12 protein-coding genes are annotated in these 13,266 nt (G+C 63.4%); 7 read left to right on the top strand and 5 right to left on the bottom strand.

Annotated features, from left to right (window positions below):
- Positions 1-57: 57 nt before the first annotated feature.
- The 3 genes from ACE04F_RS20325 to ACE04F_RS20315 all read right to left on the bottom strand — a co-directional run bounded on the left by ACE04F_RS20325 (position 58) and on the right by ACE04F_RS20315 (position 3,085).
- Complete coding sequence (locus tag ACE04F_RS20325; RefSeq protein WP_486109464.1) at positions 58-1,023, bottom strand: L-carnitine dehydrogenase; 966 nt, start codon at positions 1,021-1,023, stop codon at positions 58-60.
- Between the two features lie 158 nt (positions 1,024-1,181).
- Complete coding sequence (gene cdhC, locus ACE04F_RS20320; protein WP_123454174.1) at positions 1,182-2,069, bottom strand: 3-dehydrocarnitine:acetyl-CoA trimethylamine transferase CdhC; 888 nt, start codon at positions 2,067-2,069, stop codon at positions 1,182-1,184.
- A 71-nt stretch (positions 2,070-2,140) separates the two neighbouring features.
- Entirely contained in the window at positions 2,141-3,085 is a 945-nt protein-coding gene (locus ACE04F_RS20315) for a choline ABC transporter substrate-binding protein (protein WP_486109461.1), read from the bottom strand.
- 193 nt (positions 3,086-3,278) lie between these two features.
- Here ACE04F_RS20315 and ACE04F_RS20310 point away from each other — a divergent pair, with 193 nt between their 5' ends.
- Entirely contained in the window at positions 3,279-4,238 is a 960-nt protein-coding gene (locus tag ACE04F_RS20310; RefSeq protein WP_434627534.1) for a GlxA family transcriptional regulator, read from the top strand.
- Positions 4,239-4,401: 163 nt separating this feature from the next.
- Here the strand turns inward: ACE04F_RS20310 and ACE04F_RS20305 are convergent, their stop codons facing one another.
- Positions 4,402-4,818: a DUF3010 family protein gene (locus ACE04F_RS20305; protein ID WP_486109459.1), complete on the bottom strand. Its 417-nt coding sequence runs from the start codon at positions 4,816-4,818 to the stop codon at positions 4,402-4,404.
- Positions 4,819-4,875: 57 nt separating this feature from the next.
- The gene (locus tag ACE04F_RS20300) at positions 4,876-5,277 is read right to left on the bottom strand and encodes a lysozyme inhibitor LprI family protein (RefSeq protein ID WP_486109457.1); all 402 of its coding nucleotides are present in this window, start codon (positions 5,275-5,277) and stop codon (positions 4,876-4,878) included.
- 232 nt (positions 5,278-5,509) lie between these two features.
- On the opposite strand from ACE04F_RS20300, the gene ACE04F_RS20295 reads away from it, so the two are divergent.
- From ACE04F_RS20295 to etfB, 6 genes are all read left to right on the top strand, one after another.
- Entirely contained in the window at positions 5,510-6,487 is a 978-nt protein-coding gene (locus ACE04F_RS20295) for a dipeptidase (protein WP_486109710.1), read from the top strand.
- A gap of 79 nt (positions 6,488-6,566) precedes the next feature.
- The gene (locus tag ACE04F_RS20290) at positions 6,567-7,097 is read left to right on the top strand and encodes a DUF5943 domain-containing protein (RefSeq protein WP_486109455.1); all 531 of its coding nucleotides are present in this window, start codon (positions 6,567-6,569) and stop codon (positions 7,095-7,097) included.
- A 15-nt stretch (positions 7,098-7,112) separates the two neighbouring features.
- Entirely contained in the window at positions 7,113-9,173 is a 2,061-nt protein-coding gene (gene dgcA, locus ACE04F_RS20285; RefSeq protein ID WP_486109453.1) for a dimethylglycine demethylation protein DgcA, read from the top strand.
- Between the two features lie 108 nt (positions 9,174-9,281).
- A complete protein-coding gene (gene dgcB / locus ACE04F_RS20280) occupies positions 9,282-11,231 on the top strand; it encodes a dimethylglycine demethylation protein DgcB (protein WP_486109451.1) in 1,950 nt (649 codons plus the stop codon).
- Positions 11,231-12,451 (top strand): electron transfer flavoprotein subunit alpha, encoded by a 1,221-nt coding sequence (etfA, locus tag ACE04F_RS20275; protein WP_486109449.1) that lies wholly within the window; start codon positions 11,231-11,233, stop codon positions 12,449-12,451. The genes dgcB and etfA overlap by 1 nt, the downstream gene beginning before the upstream one ends.
- Positions 12,452-12,466: 15 nt before the next feature.
- Positions 12,467-13,237, top strand: coding sequence for an electron transfer flavoprotein subunit beta (gene etfB / locus ACE04F_RS20270; protein WP_486109447.1), 771 nt, complete (start codon positions 12,467-12,469; stop codon positions 13,235-13,237).
- Positions 13,238-13,266 lie beyond the last annotated feature (29 nt).

Genomic DNA, 13,266 nt, shown 5'->3' with positions numbered 1-13,266 from the left:
ACCTGTGGGAGCGAGCCTGCTCGCGAAGGGGCCAGACTTGCTGACCCTGAACCAGTGTTATTCGCTGAAGGTCATTCCATGCTTTTCCTTGGTGGCCTTCACCGCCTCCAGCACCGCCATCAGGCAATCATCACGATAGCGCTCCAGCGCCGAAATGCTGTGGCGCCCCAGTTGCTCGCTCGTTCCTTCCACCACATCGTCGATCAGTTTTTCGGTCAGCTCCGGCGCCGGCAGGTAGGTCCACGGCAGTTGTAGCGCCGGGCCGAACTGGGCCATGAAATGGCGCATCCCGGCATCGCCGCCGGCCAGGGTGTAGGTCAGGAAAGTGCCCATGAACGACCAGCGCAGGCCGGCGCCAAAACGAATGGCATCGTCGATTTCACCGGTGGTCGCCACGCCGTCGTTCACCAGGTGCAGGGCCTCGCGCCACAGCGCTTCGAGCAGGCGATCGGCGATGAAACCGGGGACTTCCTTGCGCACGTGCAGCGGGCGCATGCCAAGGGATTCGTAGACCTGCATTGCCGCTTGTACGGCTTCAGGCGCGGTGTGCTTGCCACCGACCACTTCCACCAGGGGCAGCAGGTAGACCGGGTTGAACGGATGCCCGACCACGCAGCGCTCCGGATGAGTGGAGTTTGCATAGAACTCGCTCGGCAGCAGCCCCGAGGTGCTCGAGCCGATCAGTGCCTTCGGCTTGGCGGCGGCGCTGATCTGGGCGTGCAGTTCAAGCTTGAGCTCCAGCCGCTCGGGAGCGCTTTCCTGAATGAAGTCGGCCTCGCGCACGCATTCCTCGACGGTCGCGACGAAGCGCAGTCGATCCTGCGAGGCACCGAGTGCCAAGCCCTGTTTTTCCAAGGCGCCCCAGGCGTTGGCGACGCGTTTGCGCAAGGCCGCTTCGGCACCCGGCGCCGGGTCCCAGGCGACCACGTCCAGGCCGTGGGCCAGGGCGCGGCTGACCCAGCCGCTGCCAATGACACCGCTGCCCAGGGCGGCGAAGGTTTTGATGTTGGTGATGAAGCTCATGGTGGTTTCCCTAATGATTCGGTGATCCAAAATGTGCAACGAGCCTGTGTGGGAGCGAGCCTGCTCGCGATGACGGAGTGTCAGTCGATGCATGTGTGGCCTGTTCCACAGCTTTCGCGAGCAGGCTCGCTCCCACAAAGGGGATAAATAGGTTCGGCTCAGCCGCGCTGGGTCAGGCCCATTTTCTTGCGGCCCTCAGCCGGGGTCAGCACACGCGCCCCGAGGCGGCTGAGGATTTCGCTGGCACGCTCCACCAGTTGTCCATTGGTGGCGAGCACGCCTTTGTCCAGCCAGAGGTTGTCTTCCAGCCCGACCCGCACGTTGCCGCCGAGCAATACGGCCTGTGCCGCCATCGGCATTTGCATGCGGCCGATGCCGAAGCCGGCCCACACCGCGTCGGCGGGCAGGTTGTCGACCATGGCCTTCATGGTGGTGGTATCCGCCGGCGCGCCCCACGGAATACCCAGGCAGAGCTGGAACAATGGGTTATCCAGCAGGCCTTCCTTGATCATCTGCTTGGCGAACCACAGGTGCCCGGTGTCGAAGATCTCCAGCTCGGCCTTGACCCCCAGCTCGGTGATGCGCTTGGCGCCGGCCCGCAGTTGCGCCGGGGTGGAGACGTAAATGGTGTCGCCGTCGCCGAAGTTCAGGGTGCCGCAATCCAGGGTGCAGATTTCCGGCAACAGCTCCTCGACGTGGGCCAGGCGGGTCAGTGGGCCCACCAGGTCGGTGTTGGGGCCAAATTCCATCGGGTTTTCCCCCGCACCGATTTCCAGGTCGCCGCCCATGCCGGCGGTGAGGTTGACGATGATGTCCACGTCCGCCTCACGGATGCGTTCCATCACTTCCCGGTACAGCGCCACGTCGCGGCTGAACTTGCCGGTCTGCGGATCGCGCACATGGCAGTGGACCACCGTGGCACCGGCCTTGGCCGCCTCGACGGCAGCGGCGGCGATCTGTTTCGGGGTGACCGGCACGTGCGGGCTCTTGGCGGTCGTGTCGCCAGCACCGGTGAGTGCGCAGGTGATGATGACGTCGTGGTTCATGGTGCGGATTCCTTCAGGCGTGGTGAGTCACCGCGCAGCCCTTGGGAGCTGCGCAGAGGGATAACGGTTGATCAATTGCTGGTCAGTTTCAGGTTGTCGATGGCCGGCTTGCCGTCGAAAGTGGTCACGCCTTCGAGCCAGCGCTGCTTGTCCTGCGGATGGTCCTTCAGCCATTGCCGGGCGGATTCCAGTGGGTCCTTGTGGTCGAGCAGCGGCTGCATCATCCGGCTCTCGTCTTCGGCGCTGAAGGTCAGGTTGCTCAGCAGGCGGCTGACGTTCGGGCATTGCTCGGCGTAGTTCGGCGCGGTGACGGTCCAGACGCTGGCCATGCCTTCGTTCGGGCCGAGGGCGTCTTCGCTGCCGGTGAGATAGGTCATCTGCACGTTGACGTTCATCGGGTGCGGCGCCCAGCCGAAGAACACCACGGCTTCCTTGCGCCGCACGGCGCGGTCCACCGCCGCGAGCATGCCGGCCTCGCTGGACTCCACCAGCTGGAACTTGCCCAGGCCGAACTGGTTCTTGGCGATCATCGCCTTGATCTGAGTGTTGGCGCCGGAACCAGGCTCGATGCCGTAGATCTTGCCGCCCAGCTCTTTCTCAAACTTGGCGATATCGGCGAAAGTCTTCAGGCCCTTGTCGGCCAGGTAAGTCGGTACGGCCAGGGTGGCGCGGGCGTCCTTGAGGCTCGGCTGCTCCAGCACCTTGACCTGCTTCGCCTCGACGAATGGGGTGATGGTCTGGGTCATCAGCGGGTTCCAGTAGCCCAGGAACAGGTCCAGGCGCTGGTCGCGGATGCCGGCGAAAATGATCTGCTGCGAGGCGCTGGTCTGCTTGGTCTTGTAGCCGAGGCCATCGAGCATCACCTGGGTCAAGGCGCTGGTGGCGATGACGTCGGTCCAGTTGACCACGCCCAGGCGCACGTTCTGGCAGGCGGCGGGTTCGGCTGCGCGGGCAGTCTGGTTCAGGACAAACGTGGCGCTGATTGCAAGAACGCAGTAGCTGATCAGGTGTTTCATTGTCAGGTTCCTCGGCAGCTTGTTGTTATGGGTTCCGGCATCTGCGTGCCGGTGATGCCAAAGTACGCAGCCGGAACGTTGGCAAAACGCACAGCGGCGACCTGCTCTTGCACTGCAGCGACCTGTGCGCTTGAACGACGCTTGCAACTGGCGTATCAAGGTCCGCACGCTACCCGTCAACCGAGTGCGCTCCATGTCCCAGGATTTCTATTTCTTGTTGATGCCGGGTTTCTCGGCCATCGGTTTCATCTCGGCCATCGAGCCCTTGCGGGTCGCCAACCGTTTTCGCGGCGAGCTGTACCGCTGGCATGTACTGAGCGCCGATGGCGGTGCGGTGCTGGCGAGCAATGGCATGTCGGTCAACGCCGACGCCGCGCTGGAGCCGCTGAAGAAGGGTGCGACGCTGTGGGTCGTGGCGGGTTTCGAACCGTTGAAATTTGCCAGCCCGGCGTTGGAGCGCTGGTTGCATCGACTCGACAATGAAGGGGTGATCCTTGGCGGTATCGACACCGGCAGCGTGGTCCTCGCTGAGGCGGGGCTACTGGATGGCCACCGGGTGACGCTGCACTGGGAGGCGATCGAGGCGTTCAAGGAATCTTATCCACAGCTCGGCGTGACCCAGGAACTGTTCGAGATCGATCGCCGTCGCATCACTTGTGCCGGCGGCACTGCCTCCATCGACCTGATGCTCGACCTGATCGGCCAGGCCCACGGCCCGGAGCTGGCGATCCAGGTCAGCGAGCAATTCGTGCTCGGTCGCATTCGCCCGCGCAAGGACCACCAGCGCATGGAAATCGCCACGCGCTATGGCATCCGTAACAAGAAGCTGGTGCAGGTTATCGGCGAGATGGAGACCCACAGCGAACCGCCCTTGAGCACCCTGGCGTTGGCCGAGTCGATCAACGTGACGCGGCGTCAGCTGGAGCGCCTGTTCCGCCTGCACCTGAACGACACCCCGAGCAATTTCTACCTGCGCTTGCGCCTGGAAAAGGCCCGGCAACTGCTGCGTCAGACCGACATGAGTGTGCTGGAGGTGAGCATCGCCTGCGGGTTCGAGTCGCCGTCGTATTTCACCCGCAGCTATCGGGCACGCTTTGCTCGGTGTCCTCGGGAGGACCGGCGACGGCAGGGGGATGAGCGGGAGGTGGTTTGACCTGCACCGTGGCGAGGGCGCTTGCTCCCGCTGGGCTGCGAAGCAGTCCCAATGTCCTCGACTCAATCAACCTGACACACCAGGGTGCCGGGTTTCGGGGCCGCTGCGCAGCCCAGCGGGAGCAAGCTCCCTCGCCACGGGGGCTGTGTTCGGCTGGAAAAACCTATTTCTTCATCAACGCCGAGCAGGCCGCCTTGTACGCCTCATGCTGATACTTGTTCAGCGTCGCCGGCAGGGCGAAGTCATGTTTCTTGCTCTGCGCATTGATGGTCTGCGGCGACAGCAGCGTCACCTCGCAACCTTCCAGCAACTGGAAAATGCCTTCGATCTTGAACGTGGTCGGCCCGCCGGCGAATTCACCTTTCTTGCTGCGCTTCTTGATGGCGATGCGTTCGATGCCGTTGTCCGTCACGAACGCTCGAACCTGCACGGCAAAGGCCTTGACGTTGGCGGCTTCGTCATCGTCGTCGAGGGCGATTTTTTTGGTGCTCAGCGCGACGTGGCTTAACGCCTGTTGGTCCAACGAGGCAACGGCGATGATCGCTTCGCTGCCTTTGATTTCGATGCCGCAAGTTTTCATGTGAATCCCTTTACCGAAGATGCACGCAGCTTACCGTGCTGAACGGCTTCTTATGCATCACTCTTGCCCAATCGACTCCAAAAACTCCGACCGGTCATCGCTCACCTGGGCCATGCAGTCGTTTTCGGCGATTTTGTAGGCGTCGCTGCCGGGTTTGGCCGGGAAGGCGGCGATCGCGCAGTCGGCTTCGCGCTGTTTTTGCCAGAGTTGCTGGGCAGCCTTGATCTTGGTGGTGATGTCGTTGAGCTGGGCCTTGTCGCTGGCATAGCGGGTTTGCAGGCGTTCGTTGAGGCTTTGCAGGTTTTCGTTGAGCAGTTGTTCGGCGGCGGCCTTGCCGTAGGCCGAACAGGCCAGGGTCTGGACGTCGTTTTCAACTTCGTCGCAGGGGTTGGGTTCGGTGTCTTCGGTCGCGTGGGCGACGGTGCTGATCAGTGCCAGGGCGAAGAAAATCGATTTCATCGGTTGTCGCTCGAGTCCGGTTAAATCCAGTGGTGCAGCGGATTCTGGCGCAAGCGCCGGGTAAAGAACAGATGGGCAGGGTGGGCCTGTCGCAGCCCATTGTCGCGGATTGACGCTTTCGGCAATTCCCCTGTCGTTTTTGCACCCGGTCGCCACGGCCCTCAGGCATATGCTGGCCCCAAAGCGCCGGCACACGATTCGGCGCATGAATCGCCAACAAGGGGACTGCCTGATGAGCCCAGCCGAATTGCACGCCGACAGCATCGTTATCGACGGGCTGATCATTGCCAAGTGGAACCGCGACCTGTTCGAAGACATGCGCAAGGGCGGCCTGACCGCAGCCAACTGTACCGTGTCGGTGTGGGAGGGTTTCCAGGCCACCATCAACAACATCGTCGCCAGCCAGAAACTGATCCGCGAAAACAGCGACCTGGTGATCCCGGTGAAATCCACCGCCGACATCCGTCGCGCCAAGGAGCAGGGCAAGACCGGCATCATCTTCGGTTTCCAGAACGCCCATGCCTTCGAGGACCAGCTTGGCTACGTCGAGATCTTCAAGCAGCTCGGCGTTGGCGTGGTGCAGATGTGCTACAACACCCAGAACCTGGTGGGCACCGGCTGCTACGAGCGCGACGGCGGCCTGTCGGGCTTCGGTCGTGAAATCGTCGCCGAGATGAACCGCGTCGGCATCATGTGCGACCTGTCCCACGTCGGTTCCAAGACTTCCGAAGAAGTCATTCTCGAATCGAAGAAGCCGGTCTGCTACTCCCACTGCCTGCCGTCCGGCCTGAAAGAGCATCCACGCAACAAGTCCGACGAAGAACTGAAGTTCATCGCCGACCACGGCGGTTTCGTCGGCGTGACCATGTTCGCGCCGTTCCTGGCCAAGGGCATCGATTCAACCATCGACGACTACGCCGAAGCCATCGAATACACCATGAACATCGTCGGTGAAGACGCCATCGGCATCGGCACTGACTTCACCCAGGGCCATGGCCAGGATTTCTTCGAGATGCTGACCCACGACAAGGGCTACGCCCGTCGTCTGACCAGCTTCGGCAAGATCATCAACCCCCTGGGCATCCGCACCGTGGGCGAGTTCCCGAACCTCACCGAGACGCTGCTCAAGCGTGGTCACCCGGAACGGGTGGTGCGCAAGATCATGGGCGAGAACTGGGTGAATATTTTGAAAGATGTCTGGGGCGAATAAACACCGTCGCGTCACTGAATCCTTTACCTGCGGCCACTCGCGCCGCAGGCACATCACGAATTTCCGGAGTCAAGTTTTCATGGCCAAGATCGCCCCGCAACTGCCAATCGAAGTCGACAGCGAAACCGGTGTCTGGACCTCCGACGCCCTGCCGATGCTGTACGTGCCGCGGCACTTCTTCGTCAACAACCACATGGGCATCGAGGAAGTTCTGGGCGCCGATGCCTACGCCGAAATCCTCTACAATGCCGGCTACAAATCCGCCTGGCACTGGTGCGAAAAAGAAGCCGAATGTCACGGCCTGGAAGGCGTCGCGGTGTTCGAGCATTACATGAAGCGCCTGTCCCAACGTGGCTGGGGCCTGTTCAAGATCCAGGACATCGACCTGGACCAAGGCACCGCCAGCGTCAAGCTCGAACATTCGGCGTTCGTCTACGTGTACGGCAAGGTCGGGCGCAAGGTCGACTACATGTTCACCGGCTGGTTCGCCGGCGCCATGGACCAGATCCTCGCCGCGCGCGGCAGCCAGATCCGCACCGTGGCCGAGCAGGTCTACGGCGGTTCCGAAGAAGGCCACGACGACGGCCTGTTCATCGTCAAGCCGTTGTAAGTCGAGGATCGCGCCATGGCTTTTGAAGCAATGTTCCAGCCGATCCAGATCGGCAAGCTGACCATCCGCAACCGCGTGCTCAGCACCGCGCATGCCGAGGTCTACGCCACCGACGGCGGCATGACCACCGACCGCTATGTGAAGTATTACGAAGAGAAAGCCAAGGGTGGCATCGGCCTGGCGATCTGCGGCGGCTCGTCCGTGGTTGCCATCGACAGCCCGCAGGAATGGTGGAGTTCGGTGAACCTGTCCACCGACCGCATCATCCCGCACTTCCAGAACCTGGCCGACGCCATGCACAAGCATGGCGCCAAGATCATGATCCAGATTACCCACATGGGTCGTCGCTCGCGCTGGGACGGTTTCAACTGGCCGACCCTGATGTCACCGTCCGGCGTGCGTGAACCGGTGCACCGCGCTACCTGCAAGACCATCGAGCCGGAAGAAATCTGGCGGGTGATCGGTAACTACGCCCAGGCCGCGCGCCGGGCCAAGGCCGGTGGCCTGGACGGCGTCGAGCTGTCCGCCGTGCACCAGCACATGATCGACCAGTTCTGGAGCCCGCGGGTCAACAAGCGTACCGACGAGTGGGGCGGCAGTTTCGAAGGCCGCATGAAATTCGGCCTGGAAGTGTTGAAGGCCGTGCGCGCCGAAGTGGGCGAGGATTTCTGCGTGGGCATGCGCCTGTGCGGTGACGAGTTCCACCCGGACGGTTTGTCCCACGAGGACATGAAACAGATCGCCAAGTACTACGACGATACCGGCATGCTCGATTTCATCGGTGTGGTGGGCTCGGGTTGCGACACCCATAACACCCTGGCCAACGTCATTCCGAACATGAGTTATCCACCGGAGCCGTTCCTGCACCTGGCCGCCGGTATCAAGGAAGTGGTCAAGGTTCCGGTGCTGCATGCGCAGAACATCAAGGACCCGAACCAGGCCACGCGGATCCTCGAGGGTGGCTACGTCGACATGGTCGGCATGACCCGTGCCCACATCGCCGATCCGCACCTGATCGCCAAGATCAAGATGGGCCAGATCGACCAGATCAAGCAGTGCGTCGGCGCCAACTACTGCATCGACCGCCAGTACCAGGGCCTGGACGTGCTGTGCATCCAGAACGCTGCGACCTCACGTGAATACATGGGCGTGCCGCACATCATCGAGAAATCCACCGGGCCGAAACGCAAAGTCGTAGTGGTCGGTGCCGGCCCGGCCGGGATGGAAGCGGCGCGCGTGGCCGCCGAGCGTGGGCACGACGTGACGCTGTTCGAGAAGAAGGAATTCATCGGCGGACAGATCACCACCGCCTCGAAAGCCCCGCAACGGGACCAGATCGCCGGTATCACCCGCTGGTTCCAACTCGAGCTGGCGCGGCTGAAAGTCGACCTGCGCCTGGGCGTGGCGGCGGATGCGCCGACCATCATGGACCTGCGTCCAGACGTGGTGGTGCTGGCCGTCGGCGGCCACCCGAACGTCGAGCAGAACGAACACTGGGGCGCCGCCGAAGGGTTGGTGGTCAGCAGTTGGGACGTGCTCGACGGCAAGGTTGCGCCGGGCAAGAACGTGCTGGTCTACGACACTATCTGCGAGTTCACCGGCATGTCGGTGGCGGACTTCCTCGCCGACAAGGGCAGCCAGGTCGAGATCGTCACCGACGATATCAAGCCGGGCGTGGCCATTGGCGGGACGTCATTCCCGACCTACTACCGCAGCATGTACCCCAAGGAAGTGATCATGACCGGGGACATGATGCTGGAAAAGGTCTACCGCGAAGGCGACAAGCTGGTGGCGGTGCTGGAGAACGAATACACCGGCGCCAAGGAAGAGCGTGTGGTGGACCAGGTGGTGGTGGAGAACGGCGTGCGGCCGGACGAAGAAATCTACTACGCGCTGAAGGAAGGTTCGCGCAACAAGGGCCAGATCGACGTCGAAGCCCTGTTCGCGATCAAGCCGCAGCCGTGCCTGGAGCAAAGTGGCGATGGCTACCTGCTGTTCCGCATCGGCGACTGCGTGGCCCAGCGTAATACACACGCCGCCATTTATGACGCGCTTCGGCTTTGTAAAGATTTTTGACGGCGTAGCGGCAAGCGACAAGCTGCAAGCTCCAAGTAAAAGCACAGTCTCTACTGCTCTTTCTTGCAGCTTGTAGCTTGCAGCTCGCACCTCGCAGAGGTGACTCTGATGCTAAACACCCTTCTTCCAATCCTGCTGTTCGCAGCCCTCGGCCTCGCGGCCCTGGGTGCCTTGCGGCGGGTGAACATGTGGCGCCGGGGGCGGCCGGCGAAAGTCGACCTGATCGGTGGTCTCTTTGCCATGCCCAAGCGCTACATGGTGGATTTGCACCACGTGGTGGCGCGGGACAAGTACATTGCCAATACGCACGTCGCCACGGCGGGCGGGTTTGTCCTGGCGGCGGTGCTGGCGATCCTGGTGCACGGTTTCGGCCTGCAGAACCGTATCCTCGGTTATGCCTTGCTGTTCGCCACGTTGCTGATGTTCAGCGGCGCGATCTTCATCGCCCTGCGCCGTCGCAACCCGCCCTCGCGGCTGTCCAAGGGCCCTTGGATGCGCCTGCCGAAAAGCCTGTTCGCGTTTTCCATCAGCTTCTTCCTGGTGACCTTGCCGGTGGCCGGGATTCTGCCGGCGGACTTCGGTGGCTGGTTGCTGGTGGCGCTGTTGGGGCTGGGCGTGCTCTGGGGCGTCTCGGAGATGTTCTTCGGCATGACCTGGGGCGGGCCGATGAAGCACGCCTTCGCCGGTGCCCTGCACCTGGCCTGGCACCGCCGTGCAGAACGTTTTGGCGGCGGCCGTTCCACCGGCCTTAAACCGCTGGACCTGAACGACCCCGCCGCGCCGCTGGGTGTGGAGAAACCCAAGGATTTCACCTGGAACCAGTTGCTCGGCTTCGACGCCTGCGTGCAGTGCGGCAAGTGCGAAGCGGCCTGCCCGGCGTTCGCCGCCGGCCAGCCACTGAACCCGAAAAAACTCATCCAGGACATGGTCGTCGGCCTGGCCGGCGGCACCGATGCGAGGTTCGCCGGCAGTCCTTACCCAGGCAAACCCGTCGGCGAGCACGGTGGTAATCCACACCAGCCGATCGTCAACGGCCTGGTGGACGCCGAGACGCTGTGGTCCTGCACCACTTGCCGGGCGTGTGTCGAGGAGTGCCCGATGATGATCGAGCACGTCGACGCCATCGTCGACATGCGCCGGCACCTGACTCTGGAAAAGGGCGCCACGCCGAACAAGGGCGCCGAGGTGCTGGAGAACCTCATCGCCACTGACAACCCTGGCGGCTTCGCCCCGGGCGGGCGGATGAACTGGGCGGCGGACCTGAACCTGAACCTGCTCAGCGAGAAAAAATCCACCGACGTGCTGTTCTGGGTCGGCGACGGTGCCTTCGACATGCGTAACCAGCGCACCTTGCGCGCCTTCGTCAAAGTCCTCAAGGCGGCGAAAATCGACTTCGCCGTGCTCGGCCTCGAAGAACGCGACAGCGGCGACGTGGCCCGGCGCCTCGGTGATGAAGCGACGTTCCAGCTGTTGGCCAAGCGCAACATCCAGACCCTGGCGAAATACAGCTTCAACCGCATCGTCACCTGCGACCCCCACAGCTTCCACGTATTGAAAAACGAATACGGCGCCTTCGATGGCAACTACCTGGTGCAGCACCACAGCACCTACCTGGCGGAAATCATCGACGCCGGCGCGCTGAGCCTCGGCCAGCACAAGGGCGACAGCGTGACTTATCACGACCCGTGCTACCTGGGCCGCTACAACGGCGAATACGAGGCTCCGCGCCAGGTGCTGCGTGCGCTGGGCATCGAGGTCAAGGAGATGCAGCGTTCCGGTTTCCGTTCGCGTTGCTGCGGCGGCGGTGGCGGTGCGCCGATTACCGACATTCCGGGCAAGCAGCGTATTCCTGACATGCGCATGGAAGACATCCGCGAAACCGGCGCCGAACTGGTGGCCGTGGGTTGTCCACAGTGCACCGCGATGCTCGAAGGCGTGGTCGAACCACGACCGATGATCAAGGACATTGCCGAACTGGTGGCCGATGCGCTGCTCGAGGATACGACCCCGAGCAAACCCGTGGCTCCGGCCAAACGTGAACCTGCGGAGGTGCATTGATGAGCGACATCATCCGCCGCGACCCTCGCGCCGAGTGGATCGCCCGCAACCGCCTGCATCCGTTGCACGCGGCCATGCAACCGGCGCAGCACAGCTGGATGGGGCCTAACGGCGTCATTCGCAAGAACGTCCATGGGATCGGCTTCATCGGCCCCAACGGCATCAAGCGCATCGACCGCAGCGGCGCCCAGCAGGGCGGCGCGAGCAAGCGCACCGCGGCCACTGAAGTGCAACTACCGCTGCATCAGGTGCCGCAACCGGCGTTCTACATCAGCGTGGTCCCGGACATGGTCGGTGGTCGTCTCAGCAGTCACGACCGCGACCTGTTGGGCCTGGCCCATCAATTGGCGGGCGCGGAAGGCGCGGTCCTGGTGGTGGTCTTCGGCGAGCATAAAGAGAACACGTTCGCCACGGCGGGCGTGGACCGCTTGCTGGTGCTTGAGGGCGATGAATTCAGCGGTTATGCACCGGAACAGCGGGTGCAAGGCCTGCGGGCTGTGGATAACCAGTTCAACCCACGCCATTGGCTGCTACCGGACAGCCGCAGCGGCGGTGGTGAACTGGGTCGGCGCTTCGCCGCGGCTTTGGGCGAACGTCCGGCCACTCGTGTCTGGCAGGTCAAGGGCGAGGAGTGCATCGGCCGCGCCGGTGCGGGCCTGCAAGACCTGGCTCGGCCGTTGGCGCGATTGATCCTGGCAGCGGCCGAGTGCGCCGAGCCGGTTAGCGAGACCCGCCACGAAGCCTTGCCGGTGGAGTTATCCACAAGCGTGGCGCGCAGCTTGTCGCGGATCGAGGATCTTGGTGCGGTGGCGGTGGATCCGGGCGCGATCCCGATGGCCGAGGCCGAATTCATTTTCTCCGGCGGCAACGGCGTCAAGGACTGGGAGCTTTTCCACAGGACTGCGGCGGCCTTGGGCGCGACCGAAGGCGCCTCGCGGGTGGCGGTGGACGACGGTTACATGGCCCGCGATCGCCAGGTCGGTGCGTCCGGCACCTGGGTCACGGCACGGGTTTATGTCGCCGTGGGGATTTCCGGGGCGATCCAGCACCTGCAAGGTATCGGCGCCTGCGACAAGGTGGTGGCGATCAACCTCGATCCCGGCTGCGACATGATCAAGCGTGCGGACCTGTCGGTGATCGGTGACAGCGCGGCGATTCTCCAGGCCCTGATCGCGGCGGTAGAGGCTTACCGCAACGAAGCCAGGCGCGATGCGGCTTAAGCTAAGGAAACGTGCATGAGTACCCAAGTGATCAGCCTCGTCTCCATCGGCGCCCACCCGACCTCCGGTCGGCCCCGGCGCGCCGAACAGGACGCCCGCGCCGTGGAGCTGGGCCTGCAACTGGCCGGCGACGAACTGCAAGTGTTGCACGCCGGCGACGTGGCCGAACCAGCCTTGCGCGCCTACCTGGGCATGGGCCTGGATGAGCTTCACGTGTTGGATAATCCGGAAGGCGCCGATGCATTGCCGGCGCTGACCGATTATCTGCGCGACGCCGGCGCCCAAGTGGTGCTCACCGGCAGCCAGGCGGAAACCGGTGAAGGTTCGGGCATGCTGCCGTTTCTGCTGGCGGAAAACCTCGGCTGGCCGCTGGTGGTGGGGTTGGCCCAGGTCGAATCCATCGACAACGGCGTGGCCCTGGTGCTGCAAGCCTTGCCCCGCGGTCAGCGCCGTCGGCTCAAGGTGCGCCTGCCGTTCCTGGCCACTGTGGATAACGCCGCGCCGAAACCACGGCAGAGCGCCTATGGCCCGGCGCGGCGTGGGGCGTTGCAGGCGGAAGAAGTTGAAGTGGTCGACGACGCCCTCTTGGCGGTGGCGACCCTGCAACCGGCCAAGCCACGGCCCAAGCGCCTGAAGGTGATCAAGGCCAAGAGCGGCGCCGACCGCATGAAAGCCGCCACGGCCAAGGCCAGCGGTGGAGGCGGGCAGGTGCTCAAGGGCGTGAGCCCGGAGGCCGGGGCCGAGGCGATTCTGAAGCTGCTGGTGGAGGAAGGGGTGGTTCGCTAAATCCAGAACCACCGAAAACCCTGTGGGAG

It is taken from the genome of Pseudomonas sp. AGC41, assembly GCF_057334555.1.
This window is presented reverse-complemented; position numbering and strand designations above follow the sequence as displayed.

Excerpts from the sequence above, each read along its gene's own strand:
- ACE04F_RS20325 (WP_486109464.1), bottom strand. The coding sequence starts at position 1,023 with ATGAGCTTCATCACCAACATCAAAACCTTCGCCGCCCTGGGCAGCGGT.
- cdhC (WP_123454174.1), bottom strand. The coding sequence starts at position 2,069 with ATGAACCACGACGTCATCATCACCTGCGCACTCACCGGTGCTGGCGAC.
- ACE04F_RS20315 (WP_486109461.1), bottom strand. The coding sequence starts at position 3,085 with ATGAAACACCTGATCAGCTACTGCGTTCTTGCAATCAGCGCCACGTTT.
- ACE04F_RS20310 (WP_434627534.1), top strand. The coding sequence starts at position 3,279 with ATGTCCCAGGATTTCTATTTCTTGTTGATGCCGGGTTTCTCGGCCATC.
- ACE04F_RS20305 (WP_486109459.1), bottom strand. The coding sequence starts at position 4,818 with ATGAAAACTTGCGGCATCGAAATCAAAGGCAGCGAAGCGATCATCGCC.
- ACE04F_RS20300 (WP_486109457.1), bottom strand. The coding sequence starts at position 5,277 with ATGAAATCGATTTTCTTCGCCCTGGCACTGATCAGCACCGTCGCCCAC.
- ACE04F_RS20295 (WP_486109710.1), top strand. The coding sequence starts at position 5,510 with ATGAGCCCAGCCGAATTGCACGCCGACAGCATCGTTATCGACGGGCTG.
- ACE04F_RS20290 (WP_486109455.1), top strand. The coding sequence starts at position 6,567 with ATGGCCAAGATCGCCCCGCAACTGCCAATCGAAGTCGACAGCGAAACC.
- dgcA (WP_486109453.1), top strand. The coding sequence starts at position 7,113 with ATGGCTTTTGAAGCAATGTTCCAGCCGATCCAGATCGGCAAGCTGACC.
- dgcB (WP_486109451.1), top strand. The coding sequence starts at position 9,282 with ATGCTAAACACCCTTCTTCCAATCCTGCTGTTCGCAGCCCTCGGCCTC.
- etfA (WP_486109449.1), top strand. The coding sequence starts at position 11,231 with ATGAGCGACATCATCCGCCGCGACCCTCGCGCCGAGTGGATCGCCCGC.
- etfB (WP_486109447.1), top strand. The coding sequence starts at position 12,467 with ATGAGTACCCAAGTGATCAGCCTCGTCTCCATCGGCGCCCACCCGACC.